The organism is Intrasporangium sp. DVR (assembly GCF_040365325.1).
Lineage (GTDB): Bacteria > Actinomycetota > Actinomycetes > Actinomycetales > Dermatophilaceae > Intrasporangium.
On the sequence record NZ_BAABZW010000013.1, the window covers coordinates 236,146 to 259,357 of the forward strand.

16 protein-coding genes and 1 tRNA gene are annotated in these 23,212 nt (G+C 71.6%); 5 read left to right on the plus strand and 12 right to left on the minus strand.

Going from position 1 to position 23,212, the window contains the following annotated elements; all coding sequences use genetic code 11:
• Nucleotide 1: 1 nt before the first annotated feature.
• From ABWV20_RS10735 to ABWV20_RS10760, 6 genes are all read right to left on the minus strand, one after another.
• Nucleotides 2-1,006 (minus strand): nucleoside triphosphate pyrophosphohydrolase, encoded by a 1,005-nt coding sequence (locus tag ABWV20_RS10735; RefSeq protein ID WP_353355146.1) that lies wholly within the window; start codon nt 1,004-1,006, stop codon nt 2-4.
• Nucleotides 1,003-1,539, minus strand: coding sequence for a hypothetical protein (locus tag ABWV20_RS10740; RefSeq protein WP_353355147.1), 537 nt, complete (start codon nt 1,537-1,539; stop codon nt 1,003-1,005). The genes ABWV20_RS10735 and ABWV20_RS10740 overlap by 4 nt, the downstream gene beginning before the upstream one ends.
• 56 nt (nt 1,540-1,595) lie before the next feature.
• Nucleotides 1,596-5,210: a transcription-repair coupling factor gene (mfd, locus tag ABWV20_RS10745; protein ID WP_353355148.1), complete on the minus strand. Its 3,615-nt coding sequence runs from the start codon at nt 5,208-5,210 to the stop codon at nt 1,596-1,598.
• Nucleotides 5,211-5,324: 114 nt separating this feature from the next.
• Entirely contained in the window at nt 5,325-5,909 is a 585-nt protein-coding gene (pth, locus tag ABWV20_RS10750; protein WP_353355149.1) for an aminoacyl-tRNA hydrolase, read from the minus strand.
• 95 nt (nt 5,910-6,004) lie between these two features.
• Nucleotides 6,005-6,688 (minus strand): 50S ribosomal protein L25/general stress protein Ctc, encoded by a 684-nt coding sequence (locus tag ABWV20_RS10755; RefSeq protein WP_353355150.1) that lies wholly within the window; start codon nt 6,686-6,688, stop codon nt 6,005-6,007.
• A 232-nt stretch (nt 6,689-6,920) separates the two neighbouring features.
• Nucleotides 6,921-7,958, minus strand: coding sequence for an EamA family transporter (locus tag ABWV20_RS10760; RefSeq protein WP_353355151.1), 1,038 nt, complete (start codon nt 7,956-7,958; stop codon nt 6,921-6,923).
• Nucleotides 7,959-8,015: 57 nt separating this feature from the next.
• Here ABWV20_RS10760 and ABWV20_RS10765 point away from each other — a divergent pair, with 57 nt between their 5' ends.
• Nucleotides 8,016-8,591: a CGNR zinc finger domain-containing protein gene (locus ABWV20_RS10765; RefSeq protein ID WP_353355152.1), complete on the plus strand. Its 576-nt coding sequence runs from the start codon at nt 8,016-8,018 to the stop codon at nt 8,589-8,591.
• A gap of 73 nt (nt 8,592-8,664) precedes the next feature.
• On the opposite strand, the gene ABWV20_RS10770 is transcribed toward ABWV20_RS10765, so the two are convergent.
• Both ABWV20_RS10770 and glmU read right to left on the minus strand, forming a co-directional pair.
• Complete coding sequence (locus ABWV20_RS10770; protein WP_353355153.1) at nt 8,665-9,645, minus strand: ribose-phosphate diphosphokinase; 981 nt, start codon at nt 9,643-9,645, stop codon at nt 8,665-8,667.
• The gene (gene glmU / locus ABWV20_RS10775; protein WP_353355154.1) at nt 9,642-11,087 is read right to left on the minus strand and encodes a bifunctional UDP-N-acetylglucosamine diphosphorylase/glucosamine-1-phosphate N-acetyltransferase GlmU; all 1,446 of its coding nucleotides are present in this window, start codon (nt 11,085-11,087) and stop codon (nt 9,642-9,644) included. The genes ABWV20_RS10770 and glmU overlap by 4 nt, the downstream gene beginning before the upstream one ends.
• A gap of 238 nt (nt 11,088-11,325) precedes the next feature.
• On the opposite strand from glmU, the gene ABWV20_RS10780 reads away from it, so the two are divergent.
• Together ABWV20_RS10780 and ABWV20_RS10785 are read left to right on the plus strand one after the other, a co-directional pair.
• Nucleotides 11,326-11,404 (plus strand) — tRNA-Gln (locus tag ABWV20_RS10780).
• Nucleotides 11,405-11,509: 105 nt separating this feature from the next.
• Nucleotides 11,510-12,109 (plus strand): TetR/AcrR family transcriptional regulator, encoded by a 600-nt coding sequence (locus tag ABWV20_RS10785; protein ID WP_353355201.1) that lies wholly within the window; start codon nt 11,510-11,512, stop codon nt 12,107-12,109.
• Nucleotides 12,110-12,160: 51 nt separating this feature from the next.
• Here the strand turns inward: ABWV20_RS10785 and ABWV20_RS10790 are convergent, their stop codons facing one another.
• Together ABWV20_RS10790 and ABWV20_RS10795 are read right to left on the minus strand one after the other, a co-directional pair.
• Complete coding sequence (locus ABWV20_RS10790; RefSeq protein ID WP_353355155.1) at nt 12,161-13,828, minus strand: sigma-70 family RNA polymerase sigma factor; 1,668 nt, start codon at nt 13,826-13,828, stop codon at nt 12,161-12,163.
• A gap of 303 nt (nt 13,829-14,131) precedes the next feature.
• Entirely contained in the window at nt 14,132-14,956 is an 825-nt protein-coding gene (locus ABWV20_RS10795; RefSeq protein ID WP_353355156.1) for a methyltransferase domain-containing protein, read from the minus strand.
• Between the two features lie 58 nt (nt 14,957-15,014).
• On the opposite strand from ABWV20_RS10795, the gene ABWV20_RS10800 reads away from it, so the two are divergent.
• Entirely contained in the window at nt 15,015-15,530 is a 516-nt protein-coding gene (locus ABWV20_RS10800; RefSeq protein WP_353355157.1) for a MarR family winged helix-turn-helix transcriptional regulator, read from the plus strand.
• Nucleotides 15,531-15,622: 92 nt separating this feature from the next.
• Nucleotides 15,623-18,856 (plus strand): M36 family metallopeptidase, encoded by a 3,234-nt coding sequence (locus ABWV20_RS10805; RefSeq protein WP_353355158.1) that lies wholly within the window; start codon nt 15,623-15,625, stop codon nt 18,854-18,856.
• A 159-nt stretch (nt 18,857-19,015) separates the two neighbouring features.
• On the opposite strand, the gene ABWV20_RS10810 is transcribed toward ABWV20_RS10805, so the two are convergent.
• Together ABWV20_RS10810 and ABWV20_RS10815 are read right to left on the minus strand one after the other, a co-directional pair.
• The gene (locus ABWV20_RS10810) at nt 19,016-21,157 is read right to left on the minus strand and encodes a multicopper oxidase family protein (protein ID WP_353355159.1); all 2,142 of its coding nucleotides are present in this window, start codon (nt 21,155-21,157) and stop codon (nt 19,016-19,018) included.
• 114 nt (nt 21,158-21,271) lie between these two features.
• Nucleotides 21,272-23,185 carry an ABC-F family ATP-binding cassette domain-containing protein gene (locus ABWV20_RS10815; protein ID WP_353355160.1) on the minus strand — a complete coding sequence of 638 codons (1,914 nt, stop codon included), beginning with the start codon at nt 23,183-23,185 and terminating at the stop codon, nt 21,272-21,274.
• Between the last annotated feature and the right edge of the window lie 27 nt (nt 23,186-23,212).

The window sequence follows — 23,212 nt, forward strand, 5'->3', positions numbered from 1 at the left end:
CTCAGTCCGCTCGGGGTGGGCCCTCGCTCGCCTCCGCGAGTCGGCGAAGGGTCTCGCGCAGGGCTCCCTCGGCGTCGACGCCGGACGACCGGGCGCGGCGCACCATGGTGAGCAGCTGGGCGCCGAGGTCACCGGCGGCCTCGGCCGCGTCGAGCAGGTCGCTCCGACCGGCCTTCTCGAGCCGGCCGACGTACTTCTCGGCGCGGGCCAGGGCAGGGAGGCTGGACGGAACGCCCTCGAGCGGATGGAGGCGGTGCTCCTTCTCGGACGCCTTGATCGTCTCCCAGTTGGCCTCGACGGCCTCGGGGGTGTCAGCATCGACATCGGCGAAGACGTGCGGGTGCCGGCGCACCAGCTTCTGCACGAGCTCACCAGCCACGTCGTCGATGTCGAACGGCGCAGTGGGGTGCTCCTCCGCGACTCGGGAGTGGAAGGCGATCTGGAGCAGCAGGTCACCGAGCTCCTCACGCATGTGGTCGGTGTCGCCCGTCTCGAGGGCCTCGACCGCCTCGTGGGCCTCCTCGAGAAGGTAGGGAACGAGGCTCTGGTGCGTCTGCTTCGCGTCCCACGGGCAGCCGCCGGGTGACCGGAGCCGGTCCATGACGGCGACGACGTCGAGCAGGCGGGCGCCCGGGAGGTCGAACGCCCCGACCAGCACCTCGACATCGGGGGGCTCCGGCAGTCGGGTCACCTCCGTTGCGATGGCCTCGTTGAGGCCGGGGTCGCCGTCTGCCGAGCCGACCCACACGACCGTGCCGCTGTCGGCGGCGGAGACGAGCTGCCGAGCCAACGAGGGCGCGTCAGCTCGGTCGCGGGCGAGGACGTCGACGCCCGCCTCCGCGATGGCCTCGGCCTGCGGCTCGTCGGGGCCGGCCCACACCTGCCGGGCGGCCGCGAGCGCAGCCCACGCGTCACGGGTGAGCACGCCGGGGGCGACGCGTGGCGTCGAGACGAGCAGGACGACGCGGCGGTCGTCGGGGCCGTAGTCGCTCGTCGGACCCGTCATTCGGCGGGGGCGACGATCCAGTTGGGCCGCTTCTGGCCGATGGTGAAGAACACGGGCCCCTCCTCGGACGGCACGAGCTCGCCGTAGCGGGGGTTCACCTTGATGTCGGCCTTGGCGAGGTTGTCGCGGTAGCGCGCGACGTCCTCCTCGGTCATCCGGCCGGACTGGATCATGGCAACGGCCGACACGAACTCCTTCGTCGTGTCCGTGGCGCCCGGCATCGCGGCGATCGCACTGGCATAGGTCGCATCCGGCTCCCAGCTCTTGGACTCGCTGATGGCCTTTTCGAGGAGGGGCGCGGCGACGAGCGCGGTGACGACGATGTTCTCGGGGAAGTCGAACTTGGCCTCACGAAGCTGGCGTGCGGTCTCCTCCACCTCGTCCTCGTGGATGACGTCCCCGTTCACCACGGCGGCGCCCTGCTGCCTGGCCTCGAAGCCGCAGCCGCTGAGCAGGGCGACGGACGTCAGCCCCACGAGAACGGCCGCTGCGACGCGCTGGGATGACCGGGCGCGGACCGACGTTTGCTTCACTTGACTCCTCCTCGGACGGATCCGGGTGTCATCTTACGGGGCGGTCGACGCGGCCGTTACGGGGCGGTCGACGCGGCCGCCGAGGCCCCTGCCGCAGCAGCGATGTCGTCGAGCAGCACGGCGGTGATCAGCTGTCTCGCCCAGGTCAGGATGTCGACATCCCGCAGTGGCTTGCCGCCGACCCGGGCGGTCATCGGGGCGGGCACGAGGATGGTGCCGAGGGCCTCCTTGAGGATCGTCCCCGGGTAGAGCCGCATGAGCCGCAGCTGCTGGCTCTCACGCAGGTCCGTGACCGGCCCGAAGCGAACGTGCTTGCCCTGGACGCCGACGTCGCCGATCCGCGCCTTGCGCGCGACGACTCGGAGCCGGGCCACCTCGAGGAGGTTCTCGACCGGCTTGGGGGGTGCGCCGTAGCGGTCGCGCAGCTCCGCCTCGATCTCGTCGACAGCGTCGAACGACTCGACGGTGGCGAGCTTCTTGTAGGCCTCGAGACGCAGTCGTTCTCCCGGCACGTAGTCGTGGGGCAGGTGCGCGTCGACCGGCAGCTCGATCTTGATCTCGGCGGGCGCCGTCTCGCCGTCCCCTCGGAAGTCGGCGACGGCCTCCCCGATGAGCCGCACGTAGAGGTCGAAACCGACCCCGGCGATGTGCCCGGACTGTTCGCCACCGAGCAGGTTGCCGGCGCCGCGGATCTCGAGGTCCTTCATCGCGACCTGCATGCCGGATCCGAGGTCGGTGTGGCTCGCGATGGTCCGCAGGCGGTCGTGGGCGGTCTCGGTGAGCGGCTTCTCCGGCGGATAGAGGAAGTAGGCGTAGGCGCGGTCACGGCCGCGCCCCACCCGGCCGCGCAGCTGGTGCAGCTGGGACAGGCCCAGCATGTCGGCGCGCTCGACGATCAGGGTGTTGGCGTTGGAGATGTCGAGACCGGTCTCGACGATGGTCGTGCACACGAGGACGTCGGAGCGCTTCTGCCAGAAGTCCTCGACGACCTGCTCGAGCCGGTGCTCGCCCATCTTGCCGTGCGCCGTCGTGATCCGCGCCTCAGGCACGAGCTCCCGCAGCCTCGATGCGGCCCGCTCGATGCTGCTCACCTTGTTGTGGATGAAGAAGACCTGGCCCTCGCGCAGCAGCTCACGACGGATCGCGGCGGTGATCTGCTTCTCGTCGTAGGCCCCGACGAAGGTCAGGACCGGGTGGCGCTCCTCGGGCGGCGTGGCCAGGGTGGACATCTCGCGGATGCCGGTCACGGCCATCTCCAGGGTGCGCGGGATCGGCGTGGCCGACATCGACAGGACGTCGACCGCGGTCCGCAGCGTCTTGAGCAGCTCCTTGTGCTCCACCCCGAAGCGCTGCTCCTCGTCGACGACGACGAGACCGAGGTCCTTGAATCGGATGTCCTTGGCCAGCAGCCGATGCGTACCGATGACGAGGTCGATGGTGCCGTCGGCGAGCCCCTCGAGCACCTCCTTGGCCTCCTTGTCGGACTGGAACCGCGAGAGCGCCTTCACCTTGACGGGGAACTGGGCGTAGCGCTCCGAGAAGGTCTGGAAGTGCTGGCTGACGAGCAACGTCGTCGGCACGAGGATGGCGACCTGCTTGCCGTCCTGGATCGCCTTGAAGGCGGCTCGCACGGCGATCTCCGTCTTTCCGTAGCCCACGTCGCCACAGATGAGACGGTCCATCGGGACCTGCTTCTCCATGTCGGCCTTGACCTCGTCGATGCTCGAGAGCTGGTCGGGCGTCTCGACGTAGGCGAACGCATCCTCGAGCTCGCGCTGCCACGGGGTGTCCGGGCTGAACGCATGGCCCTTCGTCGCCTGCCGGGCGCTGTAGAGACGGATCAGGTCCGCAGCGATCTGCCTGACGTAACGCTTGGCCCGCGACTTGGTCTTGGTCCAGTCGGAGCCGCCCATCTTGTTGAGCGTGGGCTCCTCGCCACCGACGTACTTCGTCACCTGGTCCAGCTGGTCGGTGGGCACGTAGAGACGGTCCCCCGGCTGCCCCCGCTTCGACGGGGCGTACTCGATGACGAGGTACTCGCGGGTCGCTCCCGCGACGGTCCGCTGCATCATCTCGACGAAGCGGCCGACACCGTGCTGCTCGTGCACGACGTGGTCGCCCGGCCGCAGCTGGAGGGGGTCGACCTGGTTGCGCCGGCGCGAGGGCATCCGGCGCATGTCCTTCGTCGACGTGCCACCGGGCTGTCCGGTGAGGTCGGTCTCCGTGAGCACCTCGATGCGCCCGGCGTCGTGGACGAAACCGCGCCCGAGCGGGGCCGTGCAGACGCTGACGACTCCCGGCTCGACCTCGCCGCCGGCGAGCAGTCGGACGGGCACCTCCTCGTCCCGGAGAACCTCCTCCACGCGCTTCGCCAGGCCGGGGCCCTCGGTGATGACCGCGACGGTCCAGCCCTGCGCCGCGCGCTCGCGCAGGTGGTCGACGGCCCGCCCGGTATCCCCTCGGAAGGCCTCGGAGTCGGTCGTGCCGACCGTGAGTCGCGCGTCGACGTCGTCGTCCTCGATGTCGAGCCCCTCGTCGGCCGCGAAGGGTGTCACGGTCCACCACGGCCGGTCGTGCGCCAGCGCGTGGGCCCGCACCTCGGCGAGCGTCCAGTAGGAGGCCGAGCCGAGGATGGACTGGAGGTCGACAGGCACCTCGTTGCCGGCTGCGGCGTTGGCCCAGCTGGCCTCGAGGAACTCGGCACTCGTCGCGACGAGGTCGTGCGCCCGACGCCGGATCCGCTCGGGATCGGCCAGGAGGATGAGCGCCTCGGTGGGCAGGACGTCGAGGACCGACTCCATCCCGTCGACGAGAGCGGGGGCCAGGGACTCCATGCCCTCGACCGCGATCCCCTCCGCGACCTTGGCGAGCATCTCCGAGACACCCGGGAGCTGGTCGGCCAGCGTCCTGGCCCGAGCGCGCACCTCCGGAGTGAGCAGGACCTCGCGGCACGGTGGGGCCCACAGGCCGTGCTCCGCGATCTCGAGCGACCGCTGGTCGGCCACCTTGAACCAGCGCACCTCCTCGACCGTGTCGCCCCAGAACTCGACGCGGACCGGGTGCTCCTCGGTCGGCGGGAAGACATCGAGGATGCCACCGCGGACGGCGAACTCACCCCGGCGCTCGACGAGGTCGGTCCTCGTGTAGGCCGCGGCGGCCAAGGCGTCGACGACGTCCTCGAGGGGTCGCTCGTCGCCCGCCCGGAGCCGCACCGGGACGAGCTCACCCAGGCCCTTGGTGATCGGCTGCAGCAGCGCGCGGACAGGCGCCACGATGACGGAGAGCCGACCGTAGCTCGGGTCCGTCGGGTCAGGGTGCGTGACCCGGCGCAGCACGGCCAGCCGCCGACCGACCGTGTCACTGCGGGGTGAGAGCCGCTCGTGCGGGAGCGTCTCCCAGCTGGGGAAGACCGCGATGCCGTCAGCGGGGAGGAAGGCACCGAGGGCAGTGGCCAGGTCCTCGGCCTCACGGGTGGTCGCCGTGACGACGACGATCGGTGCGGCACCACCGGCCCCGGCCTGCTGCGCCACGCCCTCGACGAGCGAGGCCACGAGGAACGGTCGGGACCCATCGGAGGTCGAGACGTCGACGAGGCGTGCGCGACCGACCTGATCGAGGACGGCCTGGACATCGGGAAGAGCCCGGAACACGGGCAGAAGTGCATGAGGCATCAGGTCCCCCAGTCTAGGTCTCACCGCAGACACGCCAGGACCCTCCGCTCCGCCCACCAGCGGCGGGAACGGACGCCGGGACCGAGCCCAGCGGCATACGGCGACGGAGGTGGGTCAGGGCCGGGGCGCGTGGAAGCGCTGCTGTGCGTCGAGCAGACCGATCTCGACGAGCGCCTCCACCGCGTCGGCCGCCTCGTCGAGCAGGAAGGGCAGCTCCGTCCTCTCCTGCTTGGAGAAGTCCCGGAGGACGAACTCGGCCGGGTCCTGCCGCCCGGGCGGGCGTCCGATGCCGACGCGCACCCGGAGGTACTCCTTGGAGCCGATCGACGCGCTGACCGAGCGCAGGCCGTTGTGACCGCCCTCGCCGCCGCCCCGCTTGAGGCGGACGAGCCCGGCCTCGACGTCGAGCTCGTCGTGCACCACGATGAGCCGCTCGACGGGAACCCCGAAGTAGCTGAGCAGGCCGGCAACGGGCCCGCCGGAGACGTTCATGTAGGTGAGGGGGACGGCGAGCACGACCTTCGGCCCCGGCACCCGGAAGCGGCCCTCGACGACGCGGGCCCTCGACCGGTGCACCTTGAACGAACCGAGCCGGTGGCGGCCCACGAGCTCGTCGACGACCATGGCACCGACGTTGTGCCGGTTACCGGCATAGGCCGGCCCGGGGTTGCCCAGCCCGACGACGAGCCAGGTGTCCATGGCCCTCCTCGGTCGATCGCAGCGGACAGGCTCCGGGCGGGTCCGACGTGATCGACCGGCGACCGGGGCGGTCGATCACGTCGAGAGAGCCGGGATCAGGACTCGGTGGACTCGGTCGACTCGGCCGTGTCGCCCTCGGCGGCCTCGCCCTCGGCGGCCTCGGCCTCCTCGGCGGGCGCCTCGTGCTCGATGCCGGCCTCGGCCTCGGCCTCGGCGAGCTCGGCCTCGAGGGCCTCCTCGGAGATGGCCTGCGTGACGTTGACGACGAGGGCCTCCGGGTCGGTGACGAGCGTCGAGCCCTCGGGCAGCTCGATGGAGCCCGCGAGGACCTGCGTGCCGGCCTTCAGTCCCTCGACCGAGACGACGACCTGCTCGGGGATGTTGGTGGCGAGCGCCTCGAGCTGGAGGGTGTTGTGGTCCAGCGTGACGACGGTCTCGGGTGCCGCCTCACCCTCGAGGTGGACGGAGACGTCGACGGTGACCTTCTCGCCCTTGCGGACGACGACGAGGTCGACGTGCTCGATGATCGGCTTGATCGGGTCGCGCTGGACGTCCTTGGCGAGGGCCAGCTGCTCATCGCCGTCGACGACGATGGTCAGCAGCGCGTTGGTGTGCTTGAGCGCCTGGAACGTGTCGTGTCCCGGCAGCGAGATGTGGACGGGCGCGGTGCCGTGGCCGTACATGACGGCGGGGATGTTGCCGGCGCGGCGGATCTTGCGGGCGGCGCCCTTGCCGAAGTCGGTGCGCTTCTCGGCGACGAGCTTGGTGGCGTCAGACACGGGTACTCCTGAAGTCTCGGTGGTGAGCTGCGGTGTGGGCCTCGACGCGGGACGATGCGCGGGTGGCTGGCGGTCCGCACGCAGGGGCGGACCGGACCGAAGTCCAGGATCCACCGCGTCGATCACGGACCCACGGCTGGCAGCCGTGCAGCGTCCCTCGCCGAGGCAACCAGTCGATCTTACCGATGCCCGGCGGAGCCACGAAATCGATGGTGCCGTCGGGGCCGGAAGCTCAGGACTCGCGGGTCCCGGGATCAGGGTTGAGGGCGCCCGTGGGAAGCAGCTCGGCGGCGTAGTCCTCGTCGAGGTCGCCCGCAGCGACGTCGGCCGCCGCGGCGGCACCGACGGCCGCGTGGCCCCCACCGCGGGACTCGTCGGCACGGACCGCGACGAGGCCGGCGACGATGAGGGCGCCACCCACAAGCTGCACCGGCGTCGGCAGCTCGGCGAGAACCAGCCAGGCGAAGAGGACCGCGAAGAGGACCTCGGACAGCGCGACGAAGGAGGCCACCTTGGCGCCGAGCATCCGCACGGCCGCCACCCCGGCGACGTAGGCGAACGCCGCCGCCACGATCGAGATGACGAGGACGGGCACCCACCAGGGCACGGTCGCCGCGCCCACGACGACCGTCGCGGCCCCCCGAGTCGTGTCGAGCACGCCGACCAGGGACGCGAGCCAGAGCACGGCCGCCCCCACCGCGAGGCCGGATCCGGCCAGCGCGATCGGCGGCAGGTCCTCGTCGACCTGCGCGGTGATGAGGAAGTAGAGGACGAGGGACACGGCGGCGGTGAGACCCCAGAGGACGCCGGCGGCGCTGAGGCGCATGCCGCCCAGCACGTCGAGGACGAGCAGCAGGCCGGCCATCGCGAGGACCACTCCGACGACCGTGAGCGGCCGTGGTGCCTGCCGGTGGCGGAGCCACAGCCACCCGACGATGAGGACCGGTGCGAGGTACTCGAGCAGGAGCGCCACGCCCACCGACAGGTGGCTGACCGCGTAGAAGTAGGCGAGCTGGCAGCCGGCGACGCCGGTCAGCCCGTAGCCGATGACGAGGCGGGCGCTGCGTCGCAGCACGGGCCAGCGGCCCCGCAGGACCCAGAGGGTCGGCAGGAGGAGGACTGCGGCGGCGATCGTGATGCGGAGGGTGACCACGGCTCCCGGTGTCCATCCGCCGATGAGCAGGGACTTCGCGAACGCTCCCGACGTCGCGAAGGCGGCCGACGACGCCAGCGCGGCACCGAGGCCGAGAAGCGGGTGCCGGTGGGTCACGGCAGGTCCCCCTGTCAGGAGTCAAAGGAATTAGACTCATGACGGTAGTCACCGTCGATGTCAGGAGTCAAGAGCGTGTTCACCCATGACGCCGAGGAGGCGCTCCTCTGGGGCGCCGAGCTGGTCAACACCATGCCCGGCTCGCTTCCCGGTGACACCTCACCGGACTCCCTGACGACGGTGGAGGACCTGGCGGCCTTCTTCGCCGGCAAGCCGTGGACCGGCCGCTTCGACCGCGACCAGGCCGAGCTGGAGGCGGTCCGTGGGCTCCGGCCCCAGCTCCGGCGCTTCTGGGAGACCGACGAGGCCGAGACGGTCCGCCTCGTCAACGACATGCTGAGCGAGGCCGGAGCAGTCCCTCGGCTCGTCGACCATGACGGGCTCGGCTGGCACATCCACGCCACCCCCCTCGAGGCCCCGCTCGCCGAGCGGATGGCCGTGGAGTTCGCGTTCGGGATGGTCGACGTGGTGCGCGCCGGCGGCCTGGACCGACTGAGGATCTGCGAGGGCGACGACTGCGACGACGTCATCGTGGACCTGTCGAAGAACCGGTCGCGGCGCTACTGCGACGGCGGGTGCGCCGCCCGGGCCCACACGGCCGCCTACCGGGCGCGCCGGGCCGCGCGCGCCTGACCGCGCGCCTGACCGCGCGCCTGACCGCGGCGCGGAGCGAAGACGCTCGCGCCTCTCTCCCGACCCCGGCGGGTCAGGCCTTGCCGTCGAACAGCTTGGTGACCGACCCGTCCTCGAAGACCTCGCGGATCGCCTGGGACACGAGCGGGGCGATGGACAGGACGGTCAGCTTGTCGAAGCGCCGGTCATCGGGGATCGGGAGCGTGTTGGTGACGACGACCTCGTCGACCTTGCACGCCTTGAGCCGGTCGACCGCCGGGCCCGACAGGATGGCGTGGGTCGCGGCGATGATGACGGCCTTGGCGCCCTCGTCCATGAGCGCATCGGCCGCCTTGGTGATGGTCCCGGCGGTGTCGACCATGTCGTCGACGAGGATGCACACCCGCCCCTTGATCTCGCCGACGACGCGGTTGGCCATCACCTCGTTGGGCCGGTTGATGTCGCGCGTCTTGTGGATGAACGCGAGCGGCACGCCCCCGAGACGGGTCGACCAGTCCTCGGCGACCTTGATCCGCCCGGCGTCCGGCGAGACGACGGCGAGGTCGAGGTGGCCGTACTTGGTGTTGACGTAGTCGGTGAGGATCGGCATGGCCATGAGGTGGTCGACCGGTCCGTCGAAGAAGCCCTGGATCTGTGCCGTGTGCAGGTCGACCGCCATGAGGCGATCGGCTCCAGCGACCTTGAAGAGGTCGGCCATGAGCCGGGCGGAGATCGGCTCGCGGCCGCGGTGCTTCTTGTCCTGGCGGGCGTAGCCGTAGAACGGCAGGACGACGGTGATCCGCTTGGCCGAGGCCCGCTTCAGCGCGTCGACCATGATGAGGTGCTCCATGATCCACTCGTTGATCGGCGAGGTGTGGCTCTGGATGACGAAGGCATCGCAGCCGCGCACCGACTCCTCGTAGCGGACGTAGATCTCGCCGTTGGCGAAGTCGTAGGCGCTCGTCGGCACGAGCTCGGTCCCCAGAGCCTGGGCGACCTCCTGCGCGAGCTGGGGGTGGGCCCGGCCGGAGAACACCATGAGGTGCTTCTCGGTCGTCTTGTTGATGGTGCTCATCGGTCGCCACCCTTCGTCTCGCTGGCCGCTCGGGCAGCCTCGTCGGTCTTCGTGCCGGCGCGGCGCCGCGCGACCCAGCCATCGATGTTGCGCTGTTGGGCTCGGGTGACGGCCAGCTGTCCGGGACCGACGTCGCTGACGACGGCCGATCCCGCGGCGACGTAGGCGCCGTCGGCGATCGTGCGCGGCGCGACGATGACCGAGTTGCTGCCCACGAAGCTCCACGCCCCGACGTTGGTGTGACCCTTGGTCACTCCGTCGTAGTTGGCGAAGATCGTGCCGGCGCCGATGTTGGCGCCCTCGCCGATCGTCGCGTCACCGCAGTAGGTCAGGTGGGGCACCTTGGCGCCGGTGCCGATCGTCGCGTTCTTCGTCTCGACGAACCCGCCGATCTTGCCCCGGGTGCCGAGGTTGGTGCCGGGGCGCAGGTAGGAGAAGGGGCCGACGGTCGCGTCCGGCCCGATGACGGCGAGCTCGGCCAGGGTGCGCACGACGCTCGCCCGGTCGCCCACCTCGACGTCCGTGAGGGTCGTGTCGGGTCCGATCACGCACTCGGACCCGATCGTCGAGGCACCGTGGATCTGCGTGCCCGGATGGATCACCGTGTCCGCTCCGATCGTGACGTCGGAGTCGATCCAGGTCGTCGCCGGGTCGATGACGATCGCGCCGTCACGCATCGCCTGCTCGACGGTGCGGCGGTTGAGCTCCGCCCCGAGCCGGGCCAGCTGCACCTTGTCGTTGACGCCCTCGGTCTGCCAGATGTCCTCGATGACGTGCGCGTGCACGGTGAGCCCGCGCCGGCGCGCGACGGCGACGACGTCGGTGAGGTACTTCTCGCCCTGGGCGTTGTCGGTGCCGATCTCGGCGAGCGCCTCACGCAGCAGGGCGGCGTCGAAGGCGTAGAGGCCGCTGTTGATCTCGCGGACCGCGCGCTGCTCCTCGGTGGCGTCCTTCTGCTCGACGATCGCCTCGACCGCCCCGTCCACGCCGCGGATGACCCGGCCGTAGCCGGTGGGGTCCTCCAGCAGCGCGGTGAGGACGGTGACGGCGTCGTCGGCGGCGGCGTGCACCGCGCACAGCTGGTCGAGCGTCTCGGAGGTCAGCAGCGGCACGTCGCCGTAGGTCACGACGATGGTCCCGGTCAGGTCGCGGGGCAGCGCCTCGAGGGCGCACTCGACCGCCCGGCCGGTGCCCTTGACCTCGTCCTGGTCGACGATGATCGCGTCCTCGTCGTGCTCGGCGATGTGCGCCGCGACGCGGTCCCGCTCGTGCCGGACGACGACCGCCAGGTGCGACGGGTCGATCCCTCGAGCCGCCCGCATCGCATGGCCGACGAGGGAACGCCCACCGATCGTGTGCAGGACCTTCGGGGTGGTGGACTTCATGCGCGTGCCCTCGCCGGCGGCGAGGACGATCACGGCGGTCGGCCGACGATCGCTCACGGGTGGCAGCTCCTCCTGGTGGGGGTGGCGTCCTCCCCGGGTGTGCCGCCGGGGCGCCGCGCCCATGCTACTAGCGCAGCGGAACGCCGCTCGCCGCCAGACCGGAGCGGGGGTGTCGGGGATCACAGGGCCGTATGCCGCTGGGCCCGGCGCCGCTGCCGGGCGGCCTTCGAGGGGTGGCCGGGTCGACGTGCGGGCTGGACTACCCTGTGGTGGTCCCGGCGTGGCGCCGGAGCATTCCCCGGTTGGTCTGTCGGCAGGGCCCGCCTGACTTTGAATCAGGACAAGCGACGCAGGTTCGACTCCTGCCCGGGGAGCGCGTGGCTGGGCGCGCAGCCCGGCACTCCCCGACGATGGACCACACTGGGCACGTGACCCCTGACCCCGCCGAAGCACCCCGGCCCTCACGCACCCGCAACCGGATGACCGGACCCGAGCGGCGTGAGCAGCTCATCGACGTGGGTCGACGAGTTTTCGCGGACAAGGGCTTCGAGGCGGCCACCGTCGAGGAGATCGCCTCCCGGGCGAAGGTCTCCAAGCCGGTCGTCTACGAGCACTTCGGCGGGAAAGAGGGGCTGTACGCCGTCGTCGTCGACCGCGAGATCCAGCGCCTGCTGGGCGGAATCACCGCTGCTCTCGAGGGCGGAGTGGGCGCGCGGCACCTTCTCGAGCGGGCGACGCTGGCGCTGCTCGACTACATCGACAGCGACTCCGAGGGCTTTCGGATCCTCGTGCGTGACTCACCGCCGGGGCAGTCGACGGGGTCGTTCGCGAGCGTCCTCGGCGTCGTGGCCACCCGCGTGGAGCACCTCCTGGCGGTGGAGTTCAAGCAACGCGGCCTCGACCCCAAGTCGGCCCCGATCCACGCGCAGATGCTCGTCGGGATGGTGGCTCTGACGGGTCAGTGGTGGCTCGACCGGAGGAAGTTCAAGAAGGAACAGGTCGCCGCGCACCTGGTCAACCTCGCGTGGAACGGCCTCGCGGGGCTCGACCGCTCCCCCACGCTCGTCTCGCGCCGCTGACGCGACGACCGGGCCGGGTGGCCGTCGGTGACGCGGCGCCGCGGATGGTCGTCAGCCCAGCGAGAGCGTCTGGGTGCGGGTGGCGCCGCTCGACTCGGTGATGGTCACCCGGATCGGTGCGGGCGCGTCCAGGCCCGACTGGAGCAGCATCGCCTGACCGTCCCCGCCGGTGCAGCGGATGGACGCAGCGGTGAGGCTCGCACAGTCCCACGAGCTGTTGCGGAGCGTGAGCTCGCCGCCGGACGGGGTGGTCACGACGATCGTCACCGGTCCGTCGACCCCTCTGACGCGCAGCAGGAACCGCGTCGACTCCCGCTGCTGGACGACGTGGACGGAGGCCTCGGCCGCTGACCCGACCGGTGCGGGTGCCGGTGGGCGGCTGGGCGGTGGCGTGCGGGTCTCCGGCGTCCGCGGCGGGGGTGGCGCCGGCGACGTGCTGCGGGCGGGAGTCGGGCGCGGCGCCCGCGCTGGAGGAGATGCCACGCTGCGCGTCGGCGCGGGGGTCCGGGTCGCCGGCGGCGGAGTGGTCGGAGACGGCGTCGACGGGGACGGCGTGGGTGCGGGGGCAGGGGCGGCGGGGGACGTCACGACCGGGCCCGGCGCCGCGGCAGCGCGCTCGACCGGGACCGGGGCCGCGCTGGCCAGCCCGGCCGCGATCGCGACACCGGCCACCAGGGTCGTTGCCCGACCGGCGAGCTGACTGAGCGAGTCACCGAGTCCCGCCCCGGGCGGTGCGGTCGGGGGCGCGGCGGTCGCCAGCGGGGCCGCAGCGGCGACTCCACCTGCGGCGGAGCCGGTGGTGGCGCCGGCGGAGCCGGTGGTGGCGCCGGCGGCGCCGGTGGTGGCGCCGGCGGCGCCGGTGGTGGCGGCCGCCGCCGTGACACCCGCCAACGCCGTTGCATTGACGAACCCGGCGGTGCCCAGTCCGGCGAGGAACACGAACGGGACGATGAGAGAAGGGAACTCCGCATGGATGGCGTGCAGGTCGGCCGCGACGGTCGCCGCGTGCCGGCAGGTGCGCAGGTGCTCCTCCACGCGGGCCTTCTGCCGCTTGGGCAGGCGCCCCCGGACGTGGGCTCCCAGGTGCGCGATGGCCCACCGACACTCGTCGCTGTCGGCCCCGGGGAGGCTGCGCTCGGCACAGGCGTCGAGGTACTGCGCGCGCAACGCCTCGCGGGCGCGCATCGCACTGGCGCTCACGGCGTTGGCCGACATCCCCAGGACAGGAGCGAGGGTGCGGGGAGCGTCGCCCTCGACCGTGGTGTGCCAGAGGACCCGCTGGTCGCGCTCTGACAGGCCGCGGAAGGCGGCCCGGATCAGGTCGGCGTCGAACTCCTGCTCGACGCCCTCGAGGTTGTTGACGACGGGCTCGCCGAGCTGCTCCAAGGTCTCGTCCTCGGCGGGCACGACCTTGAGCTCGCGTCGACCGTGGTCGATGGCGACGGACCGGACGGCCGAGAGGAAGTAGGCGCGGAAGTGCTCGTCCGGGCCCTTGCCCTCCTGGATCAGCGCGAAGACCCGGGCGGACGCCTCGGCGACGATGTCCTCCGCCGCGGTGCGGCCCCGGTACTTGCCGGCGACGGCGTAGGCGGCCGGCAGATGACGCCGCCAGAGCTCGCCGAAGGCCTCGGCCGACCCCTCCCTGCTGCGGGACAGAAGGTACATGTCAGCAGCCGAGGACCACGCCTCGCTCGACCACATCGACATGTCAGCCGCCACGCACAGAACCTTCCGACGTCCCCCGGTGCCAGACCAGTGTGCCAAGCGGGCCAGAACTTCGTCGAGTCGGCCGGATTCAGAGCCTCGGGAGGGTGGGTGTTAAGGCTTCGCCCGTCCGAGGAGTCCCCTCCACCAAACTCCCCGGACGGGCGAAGCCCGACGGCGGCCAGGTCCCGTCAGAGGCACTCCCTCCCCTGACGACCGGGAGTCTGGGACCCGCCGTCACCTGGTAGACGATGTCGCCCGCAATTCATGACACGCTTTTCGCGCCTTTCGGCCCGTTTGCGGTCGCCGGGGTCGCGCTCACCCCCGTTTGTGGGCCACCGTGAAGAAGCGGGTGAACGGGAAGAGCACTCCGTAGCTGCGGCGAGGGTAGGCCTCCTCCAGCTCGCGCGCGTAGTCGGCGATGAACGCCGCGCGGTCCTCCTCGTCGGTCAGGGCGCCGAGGACGGGACGGAGCCCGGTGCTGCGGACCCAACCGAGCACCGGGTGCTCCCCGCCCTCCTCGGCGGGGAGCACCTGCAGGTAGGTCGTCTCCCAGGCATCGACCTCGGCGCCCAGGTCGAGCAGCAGTGCTGCATACGTCTCGAGCAGGGCGACGGACCGCACCCGGTCGAGGCCGGGAGCAAGCTCGGCCGCGCGACGGTGCCGGGCTGCGACCTCGCGCATGAGCCGGTGGGACGGCGCGTCGAAGTTGGCCGGCACCTGCATCGCGAAGGTCCCACCGGCAGCCAGTGCCTCGAACCACGCCGGGATGAGGCGCAGGTGGGTGGGCACCCATTGCAGGGTCGCGTTGGTGACGATGACGTCGACGGCTGCGTCCCCGCTGAGGACGGGGTCCCACTCCTCGGCCCGCGACTCGACCCACTCGACCCGTCCCTCGACGTCACGAGAACGAGCCTGCGCGAGCATCTCCGGCGAGCTGTCGACGCCGACGACTCGCGCGTCGGGCCACCGCCGCGCCAGCCCGAGGGTCAGGTCGCCCGGCCCGCACCCGATGTCGACGACTCGGCGCGGAGCCGGTGTCGGGATCCGCCCGACCAGCTCGTGGAACGGACGGCTGCGATGGTCGGCGAACCGCGCGTACTGGGTCGGGTCCCAGACTGGGTCCTGCGACGGCTCGGTCATGGGCGCTCCCCACTTTCCTTGATGTCAAGACTCTTGACGGTGCTCCTAGAGTGGGGTCATGAGCCCCGACCGCGTGTCCGTCGATGACGTCGACGTCATCGTCTCTGCGTGGCGCCGCGAGCGTCCAGACCTCGACGTCACTCCGTTGGAGGTTCTGTCGCGAGTGTCGCGGCTCGCTCGCCGACTCGACCTCGCCCGCGGATCCGCCTTCTCCGTGCACCTGCTCGACGGATGGGCGTTCGATGTCCTCTCCGCCCTGCGCCGCGCCGGCGAGCCGTACGAGCTCTCCCCCGGACAGCTGGTCCAGCAGACCCTCGTGACGTCCGGCACGATGACCAACCGGGTCGACCGCCTGGAGCGCAGTGGCTTCGTCGAGCGCCGCCCGGACCCCACCGACCGCCGTGGGGTGCTCGTCCGCCTCACCCCCGAGGGACGGGACGTGGTCGATGCAGCCATGGCCGACCTCATCGAGCAGGAGAAGTCGCTCCTGTCCGAGCTGTCCGCGGCCGACCAGGCGACGCTCGCCTCGCTGCTGCGGCGGATGCTCGCACCCCTGGAGTCGCAGGACGCGTAGCGGACCACCCGTAGCCCCGGAGCCCTGTGCCTCGTTGCTCTGCCGACGGGCCGACCCGGCCCGCTCCAGCTGGAGCTGCAAAGGAGCAACCTGTGGGCATCACACGCAAGCACGCCCTCGCCGCCGGACTGTGCGTCCTCACCGCCGCAGCGGGCGTCCCCCTCGCCGCGGCCGCCCCCTCGGCGAGCGACACGCCCCCGCCGTCGAACACCCTCTCCGACGTCACCGACGACCTGCTGAGGACGCTCGACACCCGAGCCGTCACCCGGGCCGTCGTCCCGACCCAAGCCGCGAGGAACGCCGTCGCCGACCTCGTCGCCCGGTCCGGTCCGGGCGCCCGGGCCACGTGGGACCCCCGCTTCGGCACGCTGCGCACGCTCCGGGCCGACGGCCACCTCACCGGGCCCAGGGCCGGCTCAGCCGTCGACATCGCCCGCTCGTGGCTGGGAGCCAGCCCAGCGGCATACGGCCTGACGGCGCGGCAGGTGAGCGCGCTGTCCGTCGCGAGGGACCACGCACTGCCCGGGACCGGGACGCACGTGGTCACCTTCGTGCAGACCGTGGCCGGGGCGCCCTCCGCGCGCGGGGGACGGGCGACCGTCGCCGTGACCAAGGACGGGCGGATCCTGTCGTATGCCGCTGAGCTCGCTCCCGGAGAGACCATGCGGTCCGCGTGGGTGCTGGGCGAGGCGGGGGCGCTGCTCAAGGTCGCCTCGACGCTGGCCCCCGGCGTGGCCTTCGCGCCGAAGGTGAGCGGAGCTCAGGCGGGGTTCACGACGTTCGAGCCGGGGCCCTTCGCGGGCCCGGGGTACGCGCGCAAGGTCGTCTTCCCGACGAAGGAGGGGCCCGTCGCGGCCTACAAGGTGTTCTTCATCAAGGAGCAGACGCAGGCGTGGGAGGTCATCGTCGACGGCACCACGGGAGCGGTCCTGCACCGGGCCGGCGTCGTCCAGTTCGAGGACCCGCACGGGACGGTCTACGACAACTACCCGGGCGCCCCGGGCGGCGGACAGCCCCGTCAGGCCCCCTTCGGGACGACCGCGGAGTCGCCGAAGGGATGGGTCGACCTCACCGGAGCGACCGGGACCGGCGTGACGACCCTCGGGAACAACGCGGACTCCTACGCCAACTGGTCCAACTTCATCGGCCCAGTGGACAACGCGCCGCGCCCCGTCGCGCCCGACGGGCACTTCGACGACGAGTACACCAACCAGTGGGCGGCGACGAAGGGCCAGACCGTGCCCCCGTCCTACGCGCAGGACCTCGACCCGGCCGCGACGAACCTCTTCTTCCACCACAACCGCATCCACGACCAGCTCTACCGCCTGGGGTTCACCGAGAGCGGCGGCAACTTCCAGGCCGACAACGGCGGCAACGGTGGACTCGGTGGCGACGCGATCCGCGGCCTCGTGCAGGCGGGAGCGGCGTCCGGTGGTGCGCCCACCTACACCGGGCGTGACAACGCCTACATGCTGACGCTCGACGACGGCATCCCACCGTGGAGCGGGATGTTCCTGTGGGAGCCGATCGAGGACGCGTTCGAAGGGCCCCACCGGGACGGCTCCTTCGACATGTCGGTGATCCAGCACGAGTACAGCCACGGCCTGTCGAACCGCTACGTCGCCGGCGGCGGTGCGCTCGGCTCGCACCAGTCGGGCTCGATGGGCGAGGGCTGGGGCGACTGGTACGCCCTCAACCACGCCCACGCCGAGGGGCTGGAGACCTCGCGGGCGGTCGTCGGGGCGTATGCGACCGGCAACGAGAAGCGCGGCATCCGCAACTACGACTACAACGAGAACCCCAACACCTTCGGCGACATCGGCTACGACGTCACGGGGCCCGAGGTGCACGCCGACGGGGAGATCTGGACGGCCATCCTCTGGGACCTGCACCGGGCGCTCGTCGCGAAGCACGGCAAGGCCGAGGGGGCCGAGCGCGCCGCGCGACTGGTGACCGACGCGATGCCGATCAGCGCGCCGAACCCGTCCTTCCTCGACCAGCGCGACGCGATCCTGACAGCGGACCTCGACCGCTACCACGGCGACGACACGGACCTCATCTGGTCGGTGTTCGCCCGACGCGGGGCCGGCGCCTCCGCCGTCTCCGCGACCGGTGACGAGACCGACCCGCAGCCGGGGTTCGACCACCCGGCGGCCGCGAGGAACGGGACGGTGGCGCTGACCTTCGTCAACGCGACGACGGGTCAACCCATCGCCGGCGCCAAGGTCATCCTCGGCGTCTTCGAGGCGCGGGTCAGCCCGCTCGTGCGGACCGGGTCGACCGGGGGTGCCACGGTGCGCGCGGTGGCCGGGACCTATCCCTTGACGGTCCAGGCGCCGGGTTTCGGGACGCAGACGATCGAGGACTTCTCGGTGGCGGCGGGCAAGAACCGGCCCAGGGTGGTCAAGCTCGCCCCCAACCTCACGTCCACCGCGGCCGGGGCGTCCATCGTCTCGGTGTCGAACCAGGACGACGGCCAGCCGGCGACGTTCGCCTTCGACGACACCGCGGCGTCGGTGTGGTCGACCCGCAAGGACGCCGCGGGCGCCTACAACGCCGGGCCGGACGAGCGCGTCACGGTCAAGCTCGCCGACACGGCGACCGTCTCGTCGGTCCGGGTCAGCGCCTTCAAGGCCACCAACGCGTCGCGGTTCTCCGCGGTCAAGGACTTCACCGTCCAGACCTCCCTCGACGGGGTCACGTGGACCACGGTGCGGACCGGGGCCTTCGGCTACCAGGCACCGCGGCCGACGGCCGCCGACCTCAACTACACGACGTTCCGCCTCGCTAAGCCGACGAAGGCCGCCTACCTGCGGTTCTTCATCGACTCGGTGCAGGGCGACACGACGAGGTACGCCCAGGTCGCCGAGATCGAGGCGTTCGGCACCGGCGCGGTGGTGGAGAACGGGTCGGTGACCCCGGACCCGGCCTACGCGGACGAGGGCACTATCTCGGTGCCGAACCCGGCCGCGGGCGACCCGACCGGACTCGCCACGGTCTTCGGCGTGACCGGCAGCGAGATGAACACGGCCTGTGCCTTCCCACCGGCCTCGCAGGGGGTCGACGGGTGGGTGACGAAGCTGCCGACCGGCTTCTCCGACGGGCTGCACTCCGTGGCGGTCACGGGCGCGAGCGCAGCCGACACGACCGTGGGCCACGACCTCGACCTGTACTTCCTCGACAGCTCGTGCGAGCTGACCGGGTCGGTGGCGACGTCGGCCGCGGACGAGTCGGCGGTGATCCCGCCCGGTTCGGTCTACGTGCTGACGCACCTGTGGACGGGGGCGGACGTCACGGTCGACGTCAAGGCCGTCGACAACCGCTGACCCGCACCGATCCACCCCGATCGAAAGAGCAGTTCGCGACAGCCCCCACCCGATCGAAGGAGCAGTTCGCGACAGCCCCCCACCCGATCGAAAGAGCAGTTCGCGACACCTCGCGTCGCGAACTGCTCTTTCGATCGTCGCGAACTGCTCTTTCGGTGGTCAGGAGGGCTGGTCAGGGTCTGGCTGGCCGACCTGGATCGGACGCATCATCTCGTGGTCCTCGTGCTCGAGGATGTGGCAGTGCCAGACGTAGCGTCCGGCAGTGTCGAACTGCATCCGGATCCGGGTCACCTCCTCGGGATAGGCGATCACCGTGTCCTTGCGCCCGGCCTCTCCCGGCTCCGGTCCGCGCGGGGAGCTGTCAGGGGGAATCGTCACCGTGCCGATGTGTTCGAGCTCGTGCTCCTCCGCGCCCCCATGGTCTTCACCGGGCTCTCCGAGGAGGATGGGCTGCCGGCTCACCACCTCGAAGGCGACCTCGTGGACATGGATGGGATGGGCATCTCCGGTGGTGTTGTAGATCTCCCAGAGCTCGGTCGCGCCCCGGTCGGGATCCTCGGTGACCTCGTCATGCCATTCCTTGACGAACACCTTCCCCCCGGCCGGCCGGGCCGGGTCCCCGACGACGACGCCCAGCAGCGCCCGGGCCGGCGCCTCCTCGGCCGCCATCGACATGGCCTCGATGAGGGCCACGCGCCGCACGCGTTCCTCGGCCGGCAGCGCGGGGATCTCGGGCAGCACGAGGTGTTGCGGAGGTGTCGAGCGGTCCGGGGTGCGCGCGCGGCCGACCCGGAACTGCAGGACCTGTCCCGTGGTCTGAGGGTCGGCGGGCTCGAACTCGCCACCCCCGAAGGGCTCGTCCGGGCCCACGTTGTGCAGTACCCAGGCCCCGGGTGGGACGTCCGTGAAGTCGACGACGAGGTCGGCGCGCTCGGCGGGCCCGAGCAGGACCCGATCGCTGAGGTCACCGGTCACGTGGACGGCCTCTGGCAGCAGACCGCCCTCGTTGCCGATCTGCCAGACGTCGACGTCCGGGATCGAGCCGAAGTCGAGCAGCAGCACGCGCGACTGGCACCCGTTGAGAACTCGGAACCGGTAGCGCCGCTGCTCCACCGCCAGGTGCGGCCAGACGCGGCCGTTGACGATGAGGGTGTTGCCGAAGAACTCGGGGTTCCACACCGGCGAGAGATCGGACTCGGGCAGCCAGGGCCCCGTGACGCCGTCGAAGAAGGTGCGCGAGTCGGGGTAGAACAGCGACCCGTCGCTGTTGAACGACCGGTCCTGGATCGCGATCGGGATCTCGTAGTAGGGCCTGCCCTGAGGCGGGTCGGTGCGCCGTGGCGCCGGCCCGGGGAGGGTGCCGCGCCCGCCGGTGCGGGCGTCACGGATCGGCCCGTCGCCGCCGGAGCCGTCGCGGAGCAGGAAGAACCCCGCGGGTCCGGCGTAGACGTTCAGGCGCGTCATGCCCAGGGCGTGGTCGTGGAACCACAGGGTGGAGGGCCGGTTGTCGTTGGGGTACTGGCTCGTCTGCGTGCCCGGCTCCGGTGCGACGCCGAAACGCTGGTGCACCAGGCCGGCGAGGTAGGCGTACCACCGGCCGCCCGTGGCCAGGTCAGGGTCGAGGTCGGTCGCGGCGGGCAGGTACCACGCCTCCGTGTAGCCGTCGCTCTCCTGGCCCACGCCGTCAGCACCGTGCAGGTGCGTCACGATCGGCACGGGGCCCTGGTAGGTCGTGTACTGCGTCGTCGGGTCGTGGTACTGGTCCGAAGGCACGAAGACCCGGCCGGTGAAGTCCGGCTTCTGGTCGGTCGAACGGTGCCCGTGCCGGTCCGGCAGCCGCTGGGGGTTCGCCCAGTGCAGCGTGGGGTCGACCGGCAGCAGGTGCGGCAGCGCACGCCCGTCGGCGTCGACGAGGTCGTTGATCCAGCGAACCCGGACGGGGACACCGGCGGTGGCCTCGATCGTCAGGGAGGGCGCGTGGTGCAGTGCCGTGCCGGATCCGGCCGGCCCGTAGCCCCAGACCGTCGTGGGCGGGAGCGGCGGCGGAAGCGCCTGCTGCTCGAACTGTCGCATCGCGATCTCGTAGTAGTCGACGCTCCTGGCGCCGCGCCACGGGATCGTGCCGGCGCGCGGCATCGCCGGTGGGATGAGCAGCGGCGATGCGAACTTCTCGACGCTGGCCGGGTCGAGGCTGCCGCCCGGGATGCTGGCGACCGCGATGCGCTGCCCTGCCGCCGTGGTCGCGAACAGCGTCAGCGTGGTCGCCCCGGTGTACTTGAGAAAGGTCCGTCTGGTGAGCATGGGTTCGCCTCCCCTACGAGGTCCCCCAAGCCACTTCCACCGTAAAGGCCCTCAACCGGTCACGCAGCACCTATCGGGACATTCGACGTTGAGATTCTCGACACGCGTCCGGCCTCACTCGAGGAGCTCGGCAGCCTCGAGCCACTCGAGCTCGAGCCCCTCCTTCTCGGCCACGACCTGTTGCAGCGTCGCGTTGAGGTCGGCCAGCGCCGCCGGGTCGGTCGCTGCCGTGACCATCTCACCGTGGAGGCGTGCCTCCCGGTCGGCCAGCCTGGACAGCTGCTTCTCGATCCGGGACATCGTCTTGCGCGCCTCCCGCACTTCCGCTGCCGTCGGGCCGGCGGCGTCCGCGGGAGCGGGCCCCGTCCCACCCTCGAGGGACCGTATGCCGCTGGGCCGGCTCGTCGAGGTCACGCCCGTCCTCGCTGGGGCTGAGCCCTCTCGAGCCGGCACCCGACCGGCCCTCCGTGGGCCGGCGGCGCGGAGGCGGAGGTACTCGTCGACCCCACCGGGGAGGTCGCGGAGGTGGCCGTCGCCGAGGAGCGCGAGCTGGTGGTCGCAGGCGCGCTCGAGGAGGTAGCGGTCGTGGCTGACGACGATGAGTGTGCCGGCCCACCCGTCGAGGACGTCCTCGAGGCTGGTCAGGGTCTCGATGTCGAGGTCGTTGGTCGGCTCGTCGAGGATCAGGACGTTGGGCTCGCTGAGGAGCAGCCGGGTCAGCTGCAGGCGACGGCGTTCACCGCCGGAGAGGTCACCGACTCGGGACTGCTGCCGGCCGCCGGGGAAGCCGAGGCGGGTGGCGAGCTGGGAGGCACTGATCTCCTTGCCGCCGAGGGTCGTGTACTGGCGGACGTCCTCGATGGCCTCGATGACGCGCCAGGTGGCGAAACGGTCGAGCTCGCGGACCTCTTGGGTCAGGTGCGCGATGGCCACCGTCTTGCCGACCTTGCGCCGGCCGCTCGTCAGCGGCTGCTCGCCCGTGAGCGCCCGCAGGAGCGTCGACTTGCCGGCGCCGTTGACACCGACGAGCCCGACGCGCTCCCCCGGGGCGAGCCGCCAGGTGACGCGGTCGAGGATGGTCCGCTCGTGCGGGGCCTGGCCGAGGACGACCGTGGCGTCCTCGAGGTCGAGGACGTCCTTGCCCAGCCGCTTCGTCGCGAAGGAGGTGAGCTCTACCGCGTTGCGCGGCGGCGGCTCGTCGGCGATGAGGGCGGTGGCGGCGTCGATGCGGAACTTCGGCTTGCTCGTGCGGGCAGGGGCGCCGCGCCGCAGCCACGCCAGCTCCTTGCGCATGAGGTTGCTGCGGCGATCGGCCACCACGCCGGCGAGGCGGTCCCGCTCTGCCTTGGCGAGCACGTAGGCCGCATAGCCGCCCTCGAAGGCGCTCACCCCTCCGGCCTCGACCTCCCACGTCAGGGTGGCGTAGGCGTCGAGGAACCATCGGTCGTGGGTGATGGCGACGGTCGCGTTGCCGGGCCGCGGTCGCTGGGTGGCCAGGTGGTGGGCGAGCCAGGCGACCCCTTCGACGTCGAGGTGGTTGGTGGGCTCGTCGAGGAGGAGCAGCTCGGGGTCGTCGACGAGCAGCTGGGCCAGGGCGAGCCGCCGCCGCTCACCGCCGGACATCGGACCCACGATGGCATCCAGGCCGCCGACGTCGGGCGCGTCGATCCCACCGAGCAGGCCCGTCAGGACGTCGCGGATGCGAGGGTCTCCGGCCCACACGTGCTCTGGCCGGTCGCGCAGGACTGCCTCGCGGACGGTGTGGCCGGGGTCGAGCGTGTCGTCCTGCGACAACATCCCCACCTTGATGCCGCCGGCGCCGCCCTGGCGCGACACCCGTCCCTCGTCCGGCTCCTGGAGGCCGGCGATGACGCGGAGCAGCGTCGACTTGCCACCGCCGTTGCGACCCACGATGCCGATGCGGTCCCCGGCGAGGACGCCGGCAGAGACGTCGTCGAGCACGTGGCTGGTGCCGAAGACGAGCGAGACGCGCTCGAGGTTGACGAGGTTCGTGGTGGGGCTGGCCATGGTGAGCCGACCCTAAACCCTCCCCCG